The sequence below is a fragment of the Actinomadura mexicana genome, assembly GCF_900188105.1.
GTDB lineage: Bacteria > Actinomycetota > Actinomycetes > Streptosporangiales > Streptosporangiaceae > Spirillospora > Spirillospora mexicana.
Genome location: NZ_FZNP01000003.1, coordinates 37,964 through 57,388 on the forward strand (window position 1 = coordinate 37,964; position 19,425 = coordinate 57,388).

Here is a 19,425-nt window from a genome sequence, read left to right on the forward strand (position 1 = left end):
CCGCGCTAGGGGATCGGTTCTGCGGCGACGTGCGCCCAGGACTGGGTGAACCAGAGTTCGCCGCCGATGACGCGCGGCTTGGCGCCGGTGCGGGGACCGCCGTCCACCTCGTCGAGCATGGCCGCGCGGATGCGGTCGGCCGCGGCGTCGTCGCGGGCCCCGGCGAGCCACGGCTCGACGGGGCGTTCCACGGTGAACACGTCCAGCCGCCGGATGCTGCCGCCCACCGAGGTGATCATCTCGGTGAGCCGGGCGATGGACGGGGTGCCGGGATGGTCGGGGTCGCGCAGGCGCTCGATCCGGTCGCGCTCGGGCCCGGCGAGGTTGCCGCGGACGAGGTCGGCGATGACCACCCGCCCGCTCGGCCGGCACACCCGCAGCAGCTCCCGCAGCACGTCGTCCGGATCGCCCAGGGTGTGGACCGAGAAACGGGCCGTGACCAGGGAGAACGTATTGTCTCGGTACGGCAGCGCGGTGGCGTCCGCCTTGATCGGTTCGCGCGGGGCGGGCCGCGCGGGCCGCGGCCGCCGGTCCTCGCGCGTCATGGCGGCCGGGGGCCTCGGGCGGGCCCGGCCGCCGTCGTCATGGCCGCCGCGGGCACCGTCCGGGCCGCGGGCGCCGTCCGTGCGGGCGCCGTCCGGGCCGCGGGCACCGCCCGTGATGCGCACCGGGCCCGTACCGAACTCCACCGTCTCCATCCGGCCGGTCCTGGCCGGCGCGGACGCCGCCGCCACGGGCGTCGCGTCCACCGCGGTCACGTGGCGGACGTGCGGGCCGAGCGCGGCGGGCATCGGGCCGCGGCCGCGCGCGACGTCCAGGCACACGTCGCCGGTATGGGGTTCGACGAACTCCAGCAGGCGCCTCAGATGCGGGGCGATCGTGCCCCCGGTCTCCTGGACGGCGGTCGCCGGATGTGGCACGGGCGCTCTCCCTCGGCTCGGCCGGCTTCGCCGTACGGGGCACCGTTCGCGTCCACCGTGCAGGCGCGTGCCGGGGGATGCCGCCCGGGACGGGCGGGGCGCGCCGGCGCCGGCGGGCAGCGAACGGGCGTGAAGCCGGTTTCGCCAGTTATGACTCCCCGCGGGGCCGGGAGGTTCGGATCCGGCCCTGGAAATTCACTCGCCGTGCATGTCCGCCGGTCAGTTCCGCAGGTGCTGGCCGTACAGCGCCAGGGCGACGATGACGAACACGATGATCACCGCGGCCCGGGCCGGCATGGGCAGCCGGAGCCGCACCGCGGCCCAGCGCACGCAGAACGCCGCGAGCAGTGACGCGACGATGAGGGTGAGGATGCCTTCCATGGCCACCTTCGTCCGGGGAGAGCCGCCTTCCTGAACCATAGACGTGTAAGGAGGGGGTTACCCGCCGGTCGGGGAGCGGAGGCGGGCCGATACCCTCACTTTTGTGGCAGATGCGAAGGAAACAGACGGCCGGGACAGGGTCGACGCGATGGCGACCAGCCTGGCGCGCGGGCGGATCGCGCTCGGGCTGGCGGCGCTCGCCGTGCCGAGGCTGACCGTGAAACTGATGGGCCTCGGCGGCGCCGCCGACCCGGGCCGCGACTACGTGGCGCGGATGTTCGCCGCCCGGGAGATCGCGCTCGGCGCGGGCTACCTGCTCAGCGGCGACGACTCCGGGCGCCGGCTGTGGGCCCGGATCGGCCTCGCCGTCGACTCGGTCGACGTGATGAGCGGGCTGAAGACCCGCAAGGGCGTGCCGCTGTGGGTGACGGCGGGCGCGGTGGCGGTCGCCGGAGGGGCCGCCTCGATCGGCGCCGCGAAGGTCGCCGGCGACCTGGTGCGCTGACTCGTCCCGCCGGGCCGCGTGATCCCGTCCGGCTCGTGGGTAGGCCTCCTCCCGCACGTACCCGGCACATGTGCGGCGGCAGGGGGACGACGGCATGACGGCGACGACGGCATGACGGCGACGGCGACGCGGGACGAGCGGGCCATGCCGAAGGGCAGGGACCTGTACGTCGTCCTCGGCGCCCTCATGCTCGCCATGCTCCTGGCGGCGCTGGACCAGACGATCGTGTCCACCGCGCTGCCGACGATCGTCAGCGACCTCGGCGGCCTCAACCACCTGTCATGGGTGGTCACGGCGTACCTGCTCGCCTCCACGGCGTCCACGCCGCTGTGGGGCAAGCTCGGCGACCAGTACGGCCGCAAGCGGCTGTTCCAGGCGTCGATCGTCATCTTCCTGATCGGGTCGGCGCTGTGCGGCCTGTCGCAGAACATGACGGAACTGATCGTTTTCCGCGCCCTGCAGGGCCTCGGCGGCGGCGGGCTGATGGTGCTCGCCGTCGCCATCGTCGGGGACGTGGTGCCGCCCCGCGAGCGCGGGCGCTACCAGGGCCTGTTCGGCGCGGTCTTCGGCGTGGCCAGCGTGTGCGGCCCGCTGCTCGGCGGCTGGTTCGTCGACAACCTGACGTGGCGCTGGGTGTTCTACATCAACCTGCCCATCGGGGTGGTGGCGCTGGCGGTGATCGCCGCCGTGCTGCACGCGACGGGCGAGCGGGAGCGCCACCGCATCGACTACCTCGGCACGCTGCTGATCGTCGGCTGGGCCGTCGGGCTGGTGCTGATGACGACCTGGGGCGGGACGCGCTACGCCTGGACGTCCGCGCCGATCATCGGCCTGGCCGCCGGCTCGGTGGCGCTGATCGCGGTGTGGCTGCTGGTCGAGCGGCGCGCCGCCGAGCCGGTCATGCCGCCCTCGCTGCTGCGCCACCCGGTCTTCGCGCTCGGCGCCGCGATCAGCTTCGCGGTCGGCTTCGCGATGTTCGGCGCGCTGACGTTCCTGCCGATCTTCCTGCAGGTGGTGCACGGGGTCTCGCCCACGCTGTCGGGCGTCTACCTGCTGCCGATGATGCTCGGCATGCTGATCAGCTCGATCGGCTCCGGCCAGCTGATCACCCGGTTCGGCCGCTACAAGATCTACCCGGTGGTCGGCACACCGATCATCGCGCTGGCGCTCTACCTGTGCTCCTCGCTGGACGAGAACTCCACCACCCTGAGCATGAGCCTGCGGTTCGCGCTGCTCGGCTTCGGGCTCGGCCTGGTCATGCAGGTGCTCGTCATCGCCGTCCAGAACGCGGTGTCGTACGAGGACCTCGGCTCCGCGACGTCCGGCGTCACCTTCTTCCGGCAGATCGGCGGGTCGTTCGGCGTCGCGGTGTCCGGCTCGATCTTCAGCAACCAGCTCGCCGGCCATGTGGCGGACCTGGCGCGGGTCCTGCCGCCGGGGTTCGACCCGGCGGCCGTCCAGGGGAATCCGGGGCTGCTCGACCGGTACCCGGCCGCCGTCAAGGACGCCGTCCTGCACGCCTACGCGGAGTCGATCGACTCGGTGTTCTTCTGGGCGGTCCCGGTGGCGGCGGTCGCGTTCGTGCTGACCTGGTTCCTGCGCGAGGTCCCGCTGCGGGCGACCTCGCAGACGTCCGACTACGGGGAGGGCTTCGGCGCGGCGCCGACCGTCCGGTCGTCCAGGCACGAGATGGAGCGCGCCCTGAGCGAGCTGATGCGCAGGGATGCCAGGGCCTTCGAGCTGTACGACCGGCTGGCCGCGTTCTCGGGCGTGTCCCTTCCGGCGGGCAGCGTGTGGGCGCTGTGCCGGATCGCCAAGGACGGGACGGTCACCGGCCGGGACCTCGCCGACCGCGCGGGCGTCCGGGTCGAGCAGGGCCGCCCGTACGTCGACCGGCTCGTGGACGCCGGCTACGTCCTGCGGCGCGAGGGGTCCCTCACCGTCACGCCGTCCGGGCGGGTCACCGCCGAGCGCCTGTTCGCCGCCCGTCGCGAGGGGCTCGCCCGGCATCTGGACGGCTGGGCTCCCGAGGAGCATCCTGAGCTGGCGGACGTCCTGTCGCGGCTGGCGGAGGCGTCCCTCGGCGACGAGTCGGACGGCGAGGTCCTCGGTCCCGGGACGCGGCCCGCGGCGCGGGGCGTGTAGCCCGAGACCCACCTCACAGCGCGTTGCGCCGGGAGGGATGTAATCTCATACTGACTAACCGAATCACACTCGGTTTCGGGACGGAACCCCAGATTTTGGAGGCGTAGTGGCCGAGGCGTACATCGTCGGCGCGGTCCGTACCCCCGTCGGCACCAAGAAGGGCGCCCTCAAGGACGTCCACCCCGCCGACCTCGGGGCGCACGTGCTCAAGGAACTCGTCAACCGCACCGGGGTCGACCCCTCCGGGGTCGAAGACGTGATCATGGGCTGCGTCATGCAGGTCGGCCCGCAGTCGCTGGACATCGCGCGCACCGCGTGGCTTTCGGCCGGGCTGCCGGAGAGCGTGCCCGGCGTGACCATCGACCGGCAGTGCGGGTCGTCCCAGCAGGCGATCCACTTCGCCGCCCAGGGCGTGCTGTCGGGCACCCAGGACCTCGTCGTCGCCTCCGGCGTCGAGCAGATGGCGGTCGTCCCGATGGGCTCCTCCGTCGCCATGGCCCTGGAGAAGGGCATGCCCTTCCCGTACGGCGAGGGCTGGGCCGAGCGCTACGGCATGCAGGAGGTCTCCCAGTTCCGCGGCGCCGAGCTGATGGCCGAGAAGTGGGGCTTCACCCGCGAGGACCTGGAGAAGTTCGCGCTGGAGAGCCACCAGCGCGCCGCCAAGGCCATCGAGGCCGGCTACTTCGACCGCGAGATCGCCCCGATCGCCGGGCTGTCCAAGGACGAGGGCGCCCGCGCCGACACCACGCTGGAGAAGATGGCGGGCCTGAAGACCCTGCGCGAGGGCGGCCGGATCACCGCCGCCGTCGCCTCGCAGATCTCCGTCGGCGCCTCCGCGGTGCTGGTCGCCTCCGAGGAGGCCGTCAAGCGGTACAACCTCACCCCGCGCGCCCGCATCCACACCCTCGCGGTGTGCGGCTCCGACCCGGTCTACATGCTGACCGGTCCGATCCCGGCCACCGAGAAGGCCCTGGACCGCGCCGGGCTGAAGATCGACGACATCGACGTCTTCGAGGTCAACGAGGCGTTCGCCCCGGTCCCGATGGCATGGGCGCACGACACCGGCGCCTCGCTGGACAAGACCAACCCCAACGGCGGCGCGATCGCCCTCGGGCACCCGCTCGGCGCGACCGGCGGCGTCCTGATGACCAAGCTGCTGCACGAGCTGGAGCGCACCGGCGGCCGCTACGGCCTGCAGACGATGTGCGAGGGCGGCGGCCAGGCCAACGCCACCATCATCGAGCGCATCTGAGTCCGTCGAGGTACCGCCCCCTGGAGCCCGCTCCAGGGGGCGGTACCGTTCGGAGGTGGGCGGGGACATGTACGAGACCATCCTGTATTCGGCGGACGAGCGGATCGCGCGGATCACGCTGAACCGTCCCGGCGCCCGCAACGCGCTCAGCGACCAGATGATCGTCGAGCTGCTCGACGCGTTCGAGCGGGCCAAGGCCGACCCGGAGGTCCGGGTGATCGTGCTGACCGGCGCCGGGGACCGGGCGTTCTGCGCGGGCGCCGACCTCGGCGGCCTCGGCCGGGCGCAGGCGGACGGCCGGTCGGTCGCCGACGCCGCCGCCATCCGGGACAGCGCCCCCTTCCGGCTCTTCACGGCCTTCCCCGGGCTCGGCAAGCCGATCATCGCGCGGCTGGCCGGGCACGCCGTCGCGGGCGGCCTCGGCCTCGCCGCCGCCTGCGACCTGGTGATCGCGGCGGACGACGTCAAGCTCGCCACCCCCGAGGTCGAGGTCGGTCTCTGGCCCATGATGATCATGGCGATCATCAACCGGAACGTCGCCCCCAAGCACGCCTTCAAGCTCTACTACACCGGCGCCCGCGTCACCGCCGCCGAGGGCCGCGACATCGGCCTGGTCACCGAGGTCGTCCCGCGCGCCGACCTGGACGCCCGCGTGGACGAGCTGGCCCGCGTGATCGCGTCCAGGAGCCCGGCCGGCCTGCGCCGCGGCCGCGACGCGTTCTTCGCCATCGAGGGCCGCCCCCTGGAGGACCAGGTCGCCCACCTCCTGTCCGAGCTGGTCGAGCTGGCCGCCACCGAGGACGCCAAGGAGGGCATCACGGCCTTCCTGGAGAACCGCCCCCCGGACTTCCGGGGCCGCTGAGCCGCCTAGTCCGCGGGTGCGAGCTCGGCCAGGGCGAGGTGGAAGAGGGCCTTCAGGCCGCGGGTGCGAGGGGTGAACGGTTCCTCCAGCAGGGCGGAGACCTCCTCGTCCCATGAGGCCGCGGCGAGCGTCAGGTCGCGGACGGCGTCGCCGTCGCCCTCGCCGGACATCAGGGCGAGCGCGAGATCGAGAGCGGGGCTCGGGCCGTCCAGCCGCCTCCGGAACTCCGCGAACTCGGGCCGCGGCTCCGCGCCGGGGCTGACGGCCGCCAAGACGATCAGCCACGCGCGCGCCGGGGCGGGCAGGTCCGGCCAGAGGGCCAGCAGGTCCGGGAGGTGGTCGATGACCGCGCGGCAGGCGGCGGCCTCGTGCGAGCCGGCCTCGCCGGTGGCCGGGACGGGGTCGATCGTGGCGATGTAGGCCAGGTGGATCAGCAGTTCCAGGCGGTAGGCGGGAGTCAGCCGCGGTGCGCGGACGAGCCGGACGAGGAACCTGATGGTCTCCGCCGTGCAGTCGTAGCAGGTGTCCTGGTGGACGACCGTGCTGAAGTACTCGTGGACGGCCTCGTCCCACCCCTCGTCGTTGGCGGCGAGGCCCCGCAGGATGTCCGGGACCTCGCCGGCCGGTCCGTAGGCGCCGGTGAGAGAGGCCCAGTCGACGTCGTCCAGACCGTCCAGGACGATCGGCTCGCCCGTCGGGCCGCCGGACGGCTCGCGCCTTCGGAGTCCGTGGACGATGGCCGGCGGGGGTGTGCGGGCGGGCTCGCGGGACAGGACGTCCAGCCGCGCTCGGCGCACGTCGCCGACGCTCGGAGCGCAGAGGCCCTCTCCCGCGGGGAAGAGGCGGCGGGCGGTCTCGGGGAGGGCCATCGAGCACGAGAAGCGACCGCCGAGCTCCTCGGCCAGCACCGCGACGGCGCGGTACTCGGCGGCGGCCCACCACTGCTCGTCGCCGTCCGGATAGGGGCCCTCGTCGAGGCTGTCGATCCGCCACCCGGAGCCGGTCGCGGTATCGGGGGCGACGCGCACGAGCGCGTGGCCGCGTCCGGTGAGCGTCCGGGCCCCCGCGCGGGCGGCTCCCTCGTCCGGAACGAAGAGGCTGTAGGTGGTGGCATGCCGGGGAACCGTGATCACCGGGTCAGCCTAGAGGTCGCCTCCCGGCATCTCGGGTGTGAGACTGCGCGGTGTGGAGATCGAAAAGGCCGTCCGGCGGATGGGGCTTGCGGACACCTACGAGGACCGGCACTGGGACAGGGCCGTCAAGGTGACCGACGACACCGTCCAGAAGGCGGAGCCGGAGTGGCTCGAAGGGCTGCTGGCCGCGTTGCTGGAGGTCGGGAAGCCGACCTACCCGATGCGGTACGGCTTCGAGGTCGCGTTGAGACGGCTGGCGAGCGCACCCGGGGACGCGGGGCGGGTCGCGCGCGTCCGCGCCCTCGCGGCCGAGGGACGGACGTGGGGCGGCGGCCTCCGCTACGACCTGCCGGAGGTCGCGGAATGGCTGGCCTGCGCCCAACCCCCCGAGCATCTCCTCGCGGTGTTCGACGACGCCGAGGCGTCGGACGAACTCGCTGCCTGCCTGCTCCAGGAGACGGCCCTGCGTTACGACGCGACGTCCGCCGCCGGGTTCGCCGAAAGGCTGCGGGCCGCCGGGCACCCGCTGGCGGAGCTCCCGCTTCGTCCGACCGAGACCGAGCGGCATCTCTCGCCGCCCCGGTATCCCGGCCTGGCGCAGCCCTGGCGTCCGCCCGGTGAGGGGGCGCCGGACGCGCCGGGACCCTCCGGTCTCGACATCGGGGTGGCGGCGGTCGACTGGCCCGGCGCGCGGCAGGCGTTGAGCGCCTACCGCAACTGGCCGTCGGGCGCCGATGCCGTGGAGGCCGCACTGTTCCGGCTGGACCGCCCGCAGGACCCCGCCGACTTCGGCGCCTCGCTGCTTCGCCTCCTGCCGGCCGCCAGCACCGGTGCGACCGTGGCCGGAGTGCGGCGGGTCACCACGGCCGACGTCCTGCGGACGCTCTTCAGCGGGGCCGCTTCCGGCGGTGCCTACGGGCCCCGCATGCACGGCGCCTATGCGCGCAGGGCGTCATGGGAGTCGCTGGCGGCGCTGGCGGACGTCGAAGAGACCGGCCTGGAGGCGATCGAGCGGGCCGCCGACCGGTGCACCTGGCTCTTCTACGGCTCGGACTGGCATCTCCAGGTCGTCCCGCCACTGGACGCGGGCATCGCCGTCCTGCGGCCGGACCGCCGGACCGTGGCCGTGCTAGCCGTCACCGACTCCGACTGACCCGCGAGCGGCCAGGAGATCATCGATCTCGGCCTGCCGAGCCCCGTCGAAGGCGGCCTTGGGGAGGAACACGGCGGGCCGGCCGTCCACGTACAGCAGCCAGAACCCGGGGCTGGAGAGGACGTTGGAGAACCCGGCCCAGTGCATCGTCGTGGTGGACTCGTCCGTCCGGCGGTCGTAGCCGGTGTCGGTCACCCGCGCCGTCGTGGGGACGCAGAGGAACGAGAGCTGCTTCCGCGCGCGCCTGCGAAGCCACCAGGTTCCCGCCAGGGGAAACAGCGCCGCTGTGACCAGCATGGTGACGCCCATCGTCAGGTTGCCCGCGACGAACCTGACCGTCGCGCCCACGGTGAGGGCGGCGACGAGAACCGCGTACACGGCCGTGAGCTGCCGCCTGAACCCCTGGGTGAACGCCTGGGCCACGTCGTCCGCGGTGGGCTCGTATCTGACCGTGATGTCCATTCTGCCGCCCTCTGCTCCAAGATGCGGATCATCCTTCCCGGGCCCGCTCACCAGCGCAACCGCACGCGGGGGGGCACGCGTCCGAGATGACACAGCAGCGGCCGTCCCCAGTTAAGTGCAACCGTAGGGTTGCGTCTCTGGCGCCACATGTGCAACCCTGGGGTTGCAACGATGGCCGAACCGAGGGAGCAGCCAGATGAGCGAGAACCGGATTGAACGCGAAACCCTGATCGCGGCATCCTTGGAGCGGGTCTGGTCGCTGGTGGCCGACCCCGGGTTCTGGGTGGCCGACGTGCCGGGCCCGCCCAGCGGGGCCGCGGAGGGCGAGTCGATGGTGGTGAAGAACGCCGAGCACGGCGACTTCCCCGTGCGCGTGGAGAAGGTCGAGCCGCCGACGTACGTCGCCTACCGCTGGGCCAGCGCCTTCCCGGGGGAGGAGTTGCGCGACGACAACAGCACCCTCGTGGAGTTCACGCTGACCCCCGAGGGCGGCAAGACGCGGCTGCGCGTCGTCGAGAGCGGGTTCGCGGCGCTGGCCGGATCCGAGGACCTGCGCCGCAAGGCCGTGGAGGACAACACCGGCGGCTGGCCCCAGGTGCTGGACGCCTTCAAGACCCGCGTCGAAGCCGCGTGACCGACACCCCTGACGACGGCGCCGCGCCGGTCGACGGCGTCCTCGCGGCGCTGGCCGATCCGACGCGGCGCCGCCTGCTCGACCTGCTCGCCGCACACGGCGAGGCCACCGCCACGACCCTCGCCGGGCCGCTTCCGGTCTCGCGGCAGGCGGTGGTCAAGCACCTCAACGTCCTGGAAGCGGCCGAGCTGGTCTCCAGCGGCCGGGTCGGACGCGAGGTGCGGTACGCGGTGCGGCCCGCGGCCCTGAACGCGACGGCGCGGTGGATGGCCTCCCTCGCGGCCGACTGGGACCGCCGCCTGGCGAACGTCAAGCGCATCGCCGAAGAAGCGGAACGCGACGCCCGCTAGTCCGTCCCCCATGCCATCGGCCGCTCACGGCCATTGCCCGCCGGACGACGCCCTGATCGTTCCGCGACCCCGGATCCCTTACGGAAAGGGCGTTTCGTCATGCCCACAGAGACGACCTCACCCTCGCGCATCGGCGGCAGGGAGCGGCTGATCCTGCTCGTCCTGCTCGGCGCCGGTTTCACGCTCTCCGTCGATTTCTCCATCCTGAACGTCGCCCTCCCGCTGGCCGGTGAGGGCGTCGGGATGGGCGTCGACGGCCTCCCCTGGATCATCGCCGCGTACGCGCTGCCGGCCGCCGGCTTCACGCTGGTGTTCGGCCGGATGGCGGACCTGTTCGGCCGCCGCAGGCTGTTCCTCGCCGGGATGGCGCTGCTGACCGGGGCCTCGCTGCTCGGCGGCTTCGCCTCCGGCCCCGAGACGCTCCTGACCGCCCGGGCCCTCCAGGGGTTCGCCACGGCGATGGCGACCCCCGCGGCGCTGTCCATGATCACCAGCACGTTCGCGGAGGGCCCGCTGCGCGAGCGCGTCCTCGGCCTCAACGGCGCCCTGCTCTCCGCGGGCTTCACCGTCGGCGCCCTGGTCGGCGGCGCTCTCGTCAGCCTGCTGAGCTGGCGGGCGGCGTTCTTCGTCAACGTCCCGGTCGCCGTGGCCGTGCTGCTGGCCACCCCCGCCCTGATCGGCGAGAGCAGCCGGCCCGCCCGGCTCCGGCTGGACCTGCCCGGCGCGGTGACCGTGACCGGCGGCCTGCTGGCCGCGATCTACGCGGTCATCGAGCAGAACGTCCCCGCGGCCGTCGCCGGCGTGCTGCTGCTGGCCGCCTTCTGGATGATCGAACTGCGCTCTCCCGCGCCGCTCGCCCCGGTGCGCATCCTTCGCCGTCCCACGGTGAGATGGGGCAACTACGCGGGCCTCGTGGTGTTCACCATGGAGCCGGCCATGATCTTCCTGACGACGCTCTACCTGCAGAACGTCCTCGGCTTCTCCCCGCTGGCGACCGGCCTCGTCTTCGGTGTCCCCGGCCTGGCGTCCGTCGCCGCCGGAGTGATCGCCGGACGCGTCATCGGGCGCTTCGGCGCCCGGGCCGTCCTGACCGGGGGCCTGGCCGTGCAGGGCCTGGCGACCCTGCCCCTGGTGCTCCTCGGCGCGGACCGCGCCGCGCTCGCGATCCTGATCCCCGCGCTGTTCATCGGATTCTTCGGGCACGTGACGTCCATCGTGGCGTACACCGTGACCGGCACCTCCGGGCTCCCGAACGACGAGCAGGGCCTGGCGAGCGGGCTGACGCTGATGACCCAGCAGGTGGCCATCACCATCGGCATCCCGATCCTCAGCTCGGTCGCCGCGACGCAGAGCGTGGAGATGACCGGCATCCGCCTCGCCCTGAGCGTGAACGTGGCCGTGACCCTGGCCAGCGTGGCCCTCGTCTGGTTCGGCCTCCGTCCCCGCTCCGGAGAGGGCTCCGGCCGGCGCGGAGGTGGACTTTACCCGCCTCGGGGAAGGGGGCGGGTGTGGGGGAGTGGTTCACTCGCGAGATCGCGGACGCCGGACGGCTCCGGCTGTTCTGCTTCCTCGTGACGTTCATCGCGGCGTTCGTGTTCATCCGGTTCAGCGTGCGGATGATCCGGCGGCAGGTGCGGTGGTGGCCGGGGAACGTGACGCCCGGCGGGCGGCACATCCACCACGTCGTGTTCGGGCTCGTCTTCATGTGCGCCGGCGGCGTGGGCGGGCTGGCCCTCACGGACGACTCGTCCTGGTGGGCGGCGGCCGCCGCGGCCGTGTTCGGGGCGGGCACCGCGCTCGTCCTCGATGAGTTCGCCCTGGTCCTGCACCTCCGGGACGTCTACTGGAGCGAGCAGGGCCGGTTGTCGGTCGAGGTCGTCTTCATCACGATCGCGCTCTGCGGGCTGATGCTGCTGGGCCTGAGCCCGCTGGGCGTGGACGACGCCGCCGGGGACGGGGTGCTGGGCGTCGCGGGCATCCTGCTGTTCAACCTGTGCGTCGCGGTGATCGCCCTGCTCAAGGGCAAGGTCTGGACGGGCGTCATCGGCCTGTTCATCGGGCTCGTCGCGATCATCGGTGCGGTCCGGCTGGCTCGGCCGGACTCGCCGTGGGCGCGGCGCCGCTACGCGGAGGGGTCCCGCAAGGAGCGGCGGGCGCGGACACGGGAGCGCAGGTACCGCCTCCCCGTCCAGCGCCTCGGTGACCGGCTGAGCGATCTCATCGCCGGACGCCCGTCCAGCAGGTAGCGGCGCGAGCGGCCCGTCTTCCTTTCCGGCGCCGGACGTGAACCAAGCGCTCGCTTGACTGTGGGTGCGGCCGACCGGCACGGTGGGGGTCCCCGACCCGGGAGGAGCGCCATGGCGCCGCTGGACGGACTCCGCGTCCTCGATCTGACGATGTGGCGGCCCGGACCGTACGCGACGCAGCTGCTGGCCCAGCTCGGCGCCGACGTGATCAAGGTGGAACCGCCCGGCGGGGAGCCGATGCGGATGTTCCGCGACCATTTCGACGTCCTCAACCGGCACAAGCGCGGCATCGCGCTCGACCTCAAGTCCGAGGACGGGCTCGCGGCGCTCACGGAACTGGCCAGGGACGCCGAGGTCTTCGTCGAGGGGTTCAGGCCCGGTGTCGCCGAGCGGCTGGGCGTGGGCCACCAGACCCTCAGGGCGCTCAACCCGCGGCTCGTCTACTGCTCCATATCCGGGTACGGGGCTGAGGGCCCGCTCAGGGACGTTCCCGGGCACGACGTCAACTACCGCGCCCACGCGGCCGCGCTGCCGCCCGACGCCGTCTCGCCGGAGGCCGACGAGCTCCCCCTCGCGGACATGGCGGCCGCGACGATGGCCGCCTTCGCGATCACCGCCGCCTGCCTGAAGGCCCGCGAAACAGGTGTGGGCGACCGCATCGACCTCGGTATGGCGGACGTCCTGGCGCACTGGGTCGGCACCGTCCCGGCGGCGACGCGGCGGTCGGGCGTGGGGCCGGTGCCCGGCTACGGCGTCTACCCGACCAGGGACGGCCAGAAGATCACCCTCGGCGTCGTGTCCGAGGAGAGGCTCTGGGCCGCGACCTGCCACGCGCTCGGCATCGGCGAGCACGCCGCCGTCCCGTTCGCCGAGCGGCTCCAGCGGATCGGCGAGCTGGACGGCGCGGTCGCCGCCGCGGTCGCCGGACTCACCCGGCAGGAGGCCATCGAACGCCTGACGCGGGCGGGAGCCCCGGTGGCGCCCTTGCTGTCGCGCGCCGAGATGCTCCGACTCGACCACTTCAAATCGCGCGGGATCCAGGAGGAGGGCCCGGTCCGGACGGCCGTCCACCCGCCGCTTGCGCAGGGGGCGGTCCCGGAACTGGACGAGCACCGGGGCCAGAGCTGGCGTCTCACGAAGTGATACTCGGGTGGGAATGTCCGATCCGTTTGGCATGCTTGTGACGTGAACGCGCGTGCGATGAGTCCCGTCCTGATCGGCAGGTCGGCCGAGCTGCGGCAGTTGCGGGACGCCCTCGCCGCCGCGCCGGGCGCCGTGCTGCTCGGCGGCGACGCCGGACTCGGCAAGACCCGCCTGATCAGGGAGTTCAGCCGGGACACCGACGCCAGGACGCTGGTCGGCGGCTGCCTTGAGCTCGGTTCCGACGGCCTTCCCTTCGCACCGTTCACCACCGTCCTGCGCGGGCTCGTCCGCGACATCGGCATCGAGGGCGTCGCCGGGCTCGTCCCGCGCGGCGACACCGGCGCCCTCGCCCGGCTGCTGCCCGAGTTCGGGGAGCCGGAGAGCGACGCCGCGTCCGGCGAGGAGCGCGCCCGGCTGTTCGAGGTCGTGCTGACGCTGCTGGAGCGGCTCGCCGAGCGCGGCCCGGTCGTGCTCGTCATCGAGGACGCCCACTGGGCGGACCGCTCCACCCGCGACCTGCTGGCCTTCCTGATCCGCAACCTCGGCTCGGCGCCACTGCTGATCGTCATGACCTACCGGTCGGACGAGCTGCACCGTACCCATCCGCTGCGCCAGCTGCTCGCCGGCCTGGAGCGGCTCGAACGCGTCCGCCGGACGGAGATCGGCCGGCTGGCCCGCGCCGACGTCGCCGCGCTCGTCACCGAACTGCTCGGCCAGATCCCGCCGCCCGGCCTCGTCGAGCGGATCGAGGCCCGCAGCGAGGGCAACCCCCTGTTCATCGAGGCGCTGCTCGACGACGACGGCACGCTGGCCTGCGAGCTGCCCGAGTCGCTGCGCGATCTGCTGCTGGCGGGCGTCCAGCGGCTTCCCGAGGAGACGCAGGACGTCCTGCGGGACGCCAGCGGCGGCAGTACCCGCATCGAGCACGCGCTGCTGGCGGCGGTGTCCCGGCTCGACGACGCCGCGCTGACCCGCGTCCTGCGGCCCGCCGTCGCGGCCAACGTCCTGGTCGTCGACGGCGACGGCTACGCGTTCCGGCACGCCCTGATCCGCGAGGCCGTCCACGACGACCTGCTGCCGGGCGAGTACACCCGCCTGCACACCCGCTACGCCGAGGCCCTGGAGAAGGAGCCCGGGCTCGTTTCGGCCGGGCGCCTCTGGGTCGAGCTGAGCTACCACTGGATGCAGGCCCACGACAGCACGTGGGCGCTGGTCGCGTCCTGGCGCGCGGCGAGGGAGGCCCGCAGGGCGGTCGCCTACGCCGAGTGCCTGGCGATGCTCGAACGCGTCCTCCAGCTGTGGGACAAGGTCCCGGACGCGGCGGAGCGCATCGGCGCCGACCACGTCTCGGTCCTGGAGGACGCCGCGTCCGCCGCCGACCAGGCCGGCGAGTTCGACCGCGGCATCAAGCTCGCCACCGCCGCGCTGAAGGAGGTCGAGGCCGCCGACGGCGAGCGCGACACCGCCCGCTGGGCGGCGCTGCTCGAACTGCGCGGCCGCATGCTCTACCACGTGGCGCGCCCCGGCTTCGTCGAGGACCTGCGCGCCGCGGTGGACGCGCTGCCCGCCGACCCGCCGACCATCCTGCGCGCCCGGGCCCTGTCCACGCTGGGCAACTACGTGCGCATCACCACCTCCATGGACGAGGCCCGCGAGGCGGCGCTGGAGTCCCTGTCCATCGCGCGCGCCCTCGGCGACCCCGTCGCGGAGACCGAGGCGCTGATCACGCTGTTCTGCGCCGGCATCGACTACGACGACGAGGCGCGCGTCGCCGAGGTCGGGGAGAGCGCCGAGCGCAGCGGCAGCCACAGGGTGCTGCTCCGCTACTACGTGATCAGGTCGCACTTCCTGGAGGGCGCCGGGCGGCACGAGGAGGCCGCCGCCGTCGCCGGGCACGGCGCGGAACTGGCCCGCCAGTACGGCGTGGGCCGCACGCAGGGCACGTTCCTGTCCATCAACGAGGCCGAGCCGCTGGTCTCGCTCGGCCGGTGGGACGAGGCCCTGGCCGTGATGAACCACGCCATGGAGCAGGACCCCGCCATCACGACCCGCACCTCGCTGCTCGTCCTGTCCGGCTGGGTGGCGCTCGTGCGCGGCGATATCGCGACGGCCAAGGCGCAGCTGGCCAGGTCGCGCGAGATCATGAAGCTCAAGCTGAAGTGGATGAAGACGCAGGACTACTTCAGCACCCTCTGGCTCGAGGCGAACATCGCCTTCGCCGAGGGACGCCCCGAGGCCGCACTCGCGGCGCTGGACCCCGTCCTCGAACACACCGGCATGCCGGACGACGCCCGCTACGCGTGGCCCGCGCTCATCGTCGGCGCGGCGGCCTGCGGCGAACTCGGCGGCGCCGCCGAGGACCGCCTGCGCCGGCTGGAGGAGCGCGCCGCCGGCCTCGTCACGAGCGGCCCGCTCCAGCACGCGCACTGCCTGACGTTCAGCGCCGAACTGGCCCGGGCGCGCGGCATCCTCGACCGGGCCGCCTGGGAGGAGGCCGCGGCCGCGTGGGAGGCGCTCGGCAACCCCTACCACCGGGCGCGGGCCCTGTCCCGCACGGCGGAGGCCGCGCTCGCGGCCGGCGACCACGAGGCCGCCACGGCGGCGCTGCACACCGCCGCCGCGCTCGCCGGCGGGCTGGACGCCAGGCCGCTCGCCGAGAGGGTCGCCGACCTGCTGCGCCGCACCCGGATGCCGCGCCGCGGCGAAGCCTCGGCGCCGCTCGGGCTGACGCCCCGCGAGTTCGAGGTGCTGCGCCTGGTCGCCGAGGGCCGCAGCAACCGCGACATCGCCGAGGCGCTGTTCATCTCGGTGAAGACGGCCAGCGTCCACGTGTCGAACATCCTCGGCAAGCTGGAGGTGGCGAGCCGCGGCGAGGCCGCCGCGACCGCGCACCGGCTGGCCCTGTTCGCCACCCCGAAGGTCGGCGCCTGAGCCGCGCGCCCACCTGATTCACGGCGGGGAACCTCCCCTCCCGGATTCCCCACCGCGAACCGTCGGACCACACGGGAACTTTTCGTGGCTGGCCTTTCGGGGACGCGGCCCGCGGAAGCAGGCGGTGCTTCTCCGCCCGGAGAGGCGGACCGGGACCCGTCCGGCCACTGCACAGTCTTGCGGTCCCGGGCCGGGACGCGGTGCGGGACATACCGTGTTCCGGCCAGGAAAAAAGCGACGGGGACGGGCCACCGCTGGTGACCCGTCCCCGTCGCGCGAGGAGCGCGGCGCTAGCGCGGGACGCGCGCGACGCAGAAGACCGTCTGGCCGAACGGCGGCTTGACGAAGCGCTCGATGGTGCGGGTGAGCGGCACGACCGTCCGGTCGTAGATCTTGACGAGCTTGGGGTCGGGGTAGCCGGCGCCGCCGCGGCGGACCGCGAACCACCAGGCGATCCCGCCCAGGAAGTTGATCGGCTTGAGCACCTCGGGGACGAGCCCCGCCTCCCGGACCGACGCCTCCAGCGTGGCCGGCGTGTACCGGGTGACGTGCCCGACCTTGCGGTCGAAGTCGCCGTAGAGCTGCATGTAGCCGGGCACCCAGATGACGATGCGGCCGCCGGGCTCGGTGACGGCGGCGAGGTCGCGCAGCGCCTGGACGTCGTCCTTGATGTGCTCCAGGACGTTCATCATCACGACCGTGTCCACCTTGCGCCGGATCGTGATGTCGGCGGGCAGGGCCAGGTCGATGACCTCGACGTCGTCGTTGCCGTCGTAGCGCTTGCGCAGCTCGCCGACGCAGTACGGGTCGTTGTCGCTGACGACGAGGTAGTCCAGGCGCCCGGCGAACTGCTCCGAGAAGTGCCCGAGGCCGGAGCCGACCTCCAGCATGGAGCGGCCGACGTGCGGGGCCACGGTCTGGTACTCGTACTCGCGGTAGTTGCGGGCTTCGTCCCCGCCCAGGTGGTTCTCCAGCGCGCCCTCCCCGGCGGCGGGCTGGACGACTTCCCCGTCAGGGGCCGGCCCGGCGGCCGGTGCGGCCTTCTTCGGGCGGCTGCCGACGAGGTTGAGGAGGGTGCCTGCGATGGACTTCTTCTGACCAGATGACTGCATTACTTCCCGCTCGCTGGGTGCGTTGGCGTTCGGCTTCTCGTTCGCCGGACCGTTCCCCCGCCCCTCGGGACGGTTCGATCTCTGGCGCGAAGGTCGGGTCAGTCTACTCCCGCGCCGAAGCCGGACGCCCCGCGACGCCGGGACGCCCTCCCGCGACGGCGTGTCGCCCTTCCGCGACGGCGCGTCGCCGGTCAGCCGATGCTCCGGTGCACGTCCTCCCGCTCGCTCGGGCCCGGCTCGGACGGCGCGATCCACGGCCCCGGGATGGACGGGTCCAGGACGCCCTCCTCCACCCAGGCGAAGTCCCCGGCGAGAACGGCCCGCGCCAGCTTCACGTCCATCGCGTCGGTGTTGCGCCACAGCCCGTCGAACAGCTCCTCGACGCGGACGCGCGCCTGCCGGCAGAAGGCGTCGGCGAGGAGCACGGCGGACTTTCCGGGTGCCGTGGCCGGCCCGATGCCGTTCGAACCCATGCCGCCGAGCGGCCCCTGCGCGGACGCGTCGGCGTGGGCGCGGACGCAGACCGCGCTCATCGCGAACAGCTCGGCGCCGATGTCGACCATGCGGCCGAGGAACCCCTGCCGGTACTCCAGGCCGCCCTGCCAGCGTCCCGCCGCGTAGAAGGTCGACCGGGCCAGCTTGCGGGACGCCCGCTCGACGTACCGCAGGTGCCGGGCCAGCGGGCCGAACTCGGCGTAGGCGTTCGGGCGGTGCCCGGCGCCGGTGACGAGCGTCGGCAGCCAGCGCGCGTAGAACCCGCCCGCCTTCGCCGCGGCCCGCGCCCTGCGTCCGGTGGAGGCGTCCGGATCGATGATGTCCCCGGCCACCGACAGGTGCGCGTCCACGGCCTCGCGGGCGATCAGCAGGTGCATGATCTCGCTGGAGCCCTCGAAGATCCGGTTGATGCGCAGGTCGCGGAGCAGCTGCTCGGCGGGCACGCCGCGCTCGCCGCGCGCCGCGAGCGACTCGGCCGTCTCGTAGCCCCGGCCGCCGCGCAGCTGCACCAGCTCGTCGGCGACGCGGCACGCCATCTCCGACGACCACAGCTTGGCCAGGGCCGCCTCGATCCGGATGTCGTTCCGCTCGTCGTCGGCGAGCTGGCCGGACAGGTCGAGCATCGCCTCCATCGCGTACGCGGTCGCCGCGATGAACGCGATCTTGGTGGCGACGGCCTCGTGCTCGCCGACCGGCCGCCCCCACTGCACCCGCTCCCTGGACCACTGCCGCGCGATCCCGGCGGCCCACTTGCCGCCCGCGGCGCAGATCGCCGGCAGCGACAGGCGCCCGGTGTTGAGCGTGGTCAGCGCGATCTTCAGGCCCGCGCCCTCCGCGCCGATCAGGTTCGCCTTCGGAACGCGCACGTCGTAGAACCGCGTGACGCCGTTCTCGATGCCGCGCAGCCCCATGAACGCGTTGCGGTTCTCGACGGTGATGCCGGGCGAGGCCATGTCCACGATGAACGCGGAGATGCCGCCGCGGTGCCCGTCCGACTTCGGCACGCGCGCCATCACCACGACGAGGTCGGCGACGACGCCGTTGGTGGTCCACAGCTTGACGCCGTTGAGGATGTAGTCGTCCCCGTCGGGGACGGCGGTGGCGCGCAGCCGCGCCGGGTCGGAGCCGACGTCGGGCTCGGTGAGCAGGAACGCGCTGACCTCCCGGGCGCAGCGCGGCAGCCAGGCGTCCTTCTGCTCCGGCGTCCCGAACATCTTGACCGGCTGCGGGACGCCGATCGACTGGTGCGCCGACAGCAGCGCGCCGATCGCCGGGCTGACCGACCCCGCCACCATCAGCGCCCGGCCGTAGTAGAGCTGGCTGAGCCCGAGGCCCCCGTACTTCTCGGGGATCTTCATGCCGAGCGCGCCGAGGTCGCGCAGGCCCCGCACGACCTCGTCGGGGATGCGCGCCTCCCGCTCGATCGCCGCCGGGTCGATGCGTGCGGTGCAGAACGCGGAGAGCTCGGTGAGGAAGGCCTCGCCCTTCGCGCGCTGCTCCCGCGACGGGCGGGGATGCGGATGGATCAGATCGAGGCGCAGGTCGCCGAGGAACAGCTGCTTGCCGAAGCTCGGCAGCCGCCATTCGGCCTCCCGGGCCTCCTCGGCCACCTTGCGGGCCGTCCGCTCGTCGACGTGCTCGTGGGTTCGCTGGCTCATGAGATCGAAGTTTCCACTGGTCGGAAGCGGAAACCCCCGGCCG

17 protein-coding genes are annotated in these 19,425 nt (G+C 73.3%); 11 read left to right on the forward strand and 6 right to left on the reverse strand.

All coding sequences use genetic code 11. The features are described from left to right. Positions 1-5 precede the first annotated feature (5 nt). Together CHC11_RS08720 and CHC11_RS41185 are read right to left on the reverse strand one after the other, a co-directional pair. Positions 6-920 carry a class I SAM-dependent methyltransferase gene (locus CHC11_RS08720; protein ID WP_179278753.1) on the reverse strand — a complete coding sequence of 305 codons (915 nt, stop codon included), beginning with the start codon at positions 918-920 and terminating at the stop codon, positions 6-8. A 219-nt stretch (positions 921-1,139) separates the two neighbouring features. Further along, complete coding sequence (locus tag CHC11_RS41185) at positions 1,140-1,301, reverse strand: hypothetical protein (protein WP_179278754.1); 162 nt, start codon at positions 1,299-1,301, stop codon at positions 1,140-1,142. Between the two features lie 103 nt (positions 1,302-1,404). Here CHC11_RS41185 and CHC11_RS08725 point away from each other — a divergent pair, with 103 nt between their 5' ends. The 4 genes from CHC11_RS08725 (at position 1,405) to CHC11_RS08740 (ending at position 6,065) form a co-directional block, all read left to right on the forward strand. Beyond that, entirely contained in the window at positions 1,405-1,806 is a 402-nt protein-coding gene (locus tag CHC11_RS08725) for a hypothetical protein (RefSeq protein WP_218825996.1), read from the forward strand. Positions 1,807-1,917: 111 nt separating this feature from the next. Next, entirely contained in the window at positions 1,918-3,951 is a 2,034-nt protein-coding gene (locus CHC11_RS08730; RefSeq protein ID WP_089311146.1) for an MFS transporter, read from the forward strand. 106 nt (positions 3,952-4,057) lie between these two features. Further along, positions 4,058-5,203, forward strand: coding sequence for an acetyl-CoA C-acetyltransferase (locus tag CHC11_RS08735; RefSeq protein WP_089311147.1), 1,146 nt, complete (start codon positions 4,058-4,060; stop codon positions 5,201-5,203). Positions 5,204-5,270: 67 nt separating this feature from the next. Next, entirely contained in the window at positions 5,271-6,065 is a 795-nt protein-coding gene (locus tag CHC11_RS08740; protein ID WP_089311148.1) for an enoyl-CoA hydratase-related protein, read from the forward strand. A gap of 5 nt (positions 6,066-6,070) precedes the next feature. Here CHC11_RS08740 and CHC11_RS08745 read toward each other — a convergent pair whose 3' ends face one another. Beyond that, positions 6,071-7,198, reverse strand: a complete 1,128-nt coding sequence (locus tag CHC11_RS08745) for a hypothetical protein (RefSeq protein ID WP_089311149.1) — start codon at positions 7,196-7,198, stop codon at positions 6,071-6,073. 52 nt (positions 7,199-7,250) lie between these two features. Between CHC11_RS08745 and CHC11_RS08750 the strand changes: the two genes are divergently transcribed. After that, positions 7,251-8,351 carry a DUF6183 family protein gene (locus CHC11_RS08750; RefSeq protein WP_089311150.1) on the forward strand — a complete coding sequence of 367 codons (1,101 nt, stop codon included), beginning with the start codon at positions 7,251-7,253 and terminating at the stop codon, positions 8,349-8,351. Here CHC11_RS08750 and CHC11_RS08755 read toward each other — a convergent pair. Then, positions 8,328-8,813 (reverse strand): YcxB family protein, encoded by a 486-nt coding sequence (locus tag CHC11_RS08755; RefSeq protein ID WP_089311151.1) that lies wholly within the window; start codon positions 8,811-8,813, stop codon positions 8,328-8,330. The two genes, CHC11_RS08750 and CHC11_RS08755, sit on opposite strands and share 24 nt — an antisense overlap. A 196-nt stretch (positions 8,814-9,009) precedes the next feature. On the opposite strand from CHC11_RS08755, the gene CHC11_RS08760 reads away from it, so the two are divergent. The 6 genes from CHC11_RS08760 (at position 9,010) to CHC11_RS43355 (ending at position 16,117) form a co-directional block, all read left to right on the forward strand. Continuing rightward, positions 9,010-9,447 (forward strand): SRPBCC domain-containing protein, encoded by a 438-nt coding sequence (locus tag CHC11_RS08760; protein ID WP_089311152.1) that lies wholly within the window; start codon positions 9,010-9,012, stop codon positions 9,445-9,447. Further along, complete coding sequence (locus CHC11_RS08765) at positions 9,444-9,797, forward strand: ArsR/SmtB family transcription factor (protein ID WP_089311153.1); 354 nt, start codon at positions 9,444-9,446, stop codon at positions 9,795-9,797. The genes CHC11_RS08760 and CHC11_RS08765 overlap by 4 nt, the downstream gene beginning before the upstream one ends. 99 nt (positions 9,798-9,896) lie before the next feature. Further along, on the forward strand, positions 9,897-11,372 hold the full coding sequence (locus CHC11_RS08770) for an MFS transporter (protein ID WP_089311154.1): 1,476 nt from the start codon (positions 9,897-9,899) through the stop codon (positions 11,370-11,372). Then, positions 11,306-12,043 (forward strand): hypothetical protein, encoded by a 738-nt coding sequence (locus CHC11_RS08775; RefSeq protein WP_089311155.1) that lies wholly within the window; start codon positions 11,306-11,308, stop codon positions 12,041-12,043. Before CHC11_RS08770 ends, CHC11_RS08775 begins: the two co-directional genes overlap by 67 nt. A gap of 111 nt (positions 12,044-12,154) precedes the next feature. Continuing rightward, positions 12,155-13,186 carry a CaiB/BaiF CoA transferase family protein gene (locus CHC11_RS08780; RefSeq protein WP_089311156.1) on the forward strand — a complete coding sequence of 344 codons (1,032 nt, stop codon included), beginning with the start codon at positions 12,155-12,157 and terminating at the stop codon, positions 13,184-13,186. 42 nt (positions 13,187-13,228) lie between these two features. After that, positions 13,229-16,117 carry a helix-turn-helix transcriptional regulator gene (locus tag CHC11_RS43355; protein WP_281258294.1) on the forward strand — a complete coding sequence of 963 codons (2,889 nt, stop codon included), beginning with the start codon at positions 13,229-13,231 and terminating at the stop codon, positions 16,115-16,117. Positions 16,118-16,407: 290 nt separating this feature from the next. Here the strand turns inward: CHC11_RS43355 and CHC11_RS08790 are convergent, their stop codons facing one another. Both CHC11_RS08790 and CHC11_RS08795 read right to left on the reverse strand, forming a co-directional pair. Then, on the reverse strand, positions 16,408-17,229 hold the full coding sequence (locus CHC11_RS08790) for a class I SAM-dependent methyltransferase (RefSeq protein WP_089311158.1): 822 nt from the start codon (positions 17,227-17,229) through the stop codon (positions 16,408-16,410). A 191-nt stretch (positions 17,230-17,420) separates the two neighbouring features. Further along, positions 17,421-19,382, reverse strand: a complete 1,962-nt coding sequence (locus CHC11_RS08795) for an acyl-CoA dehydrogenase family protein (RefSeq protein ID WP_089311159.1) — start codon at positions 19,380-19,382, stop codon at positions 17,421-17,423. Positions 19,383-19,425: the final 43 nt, after the last annotated feature.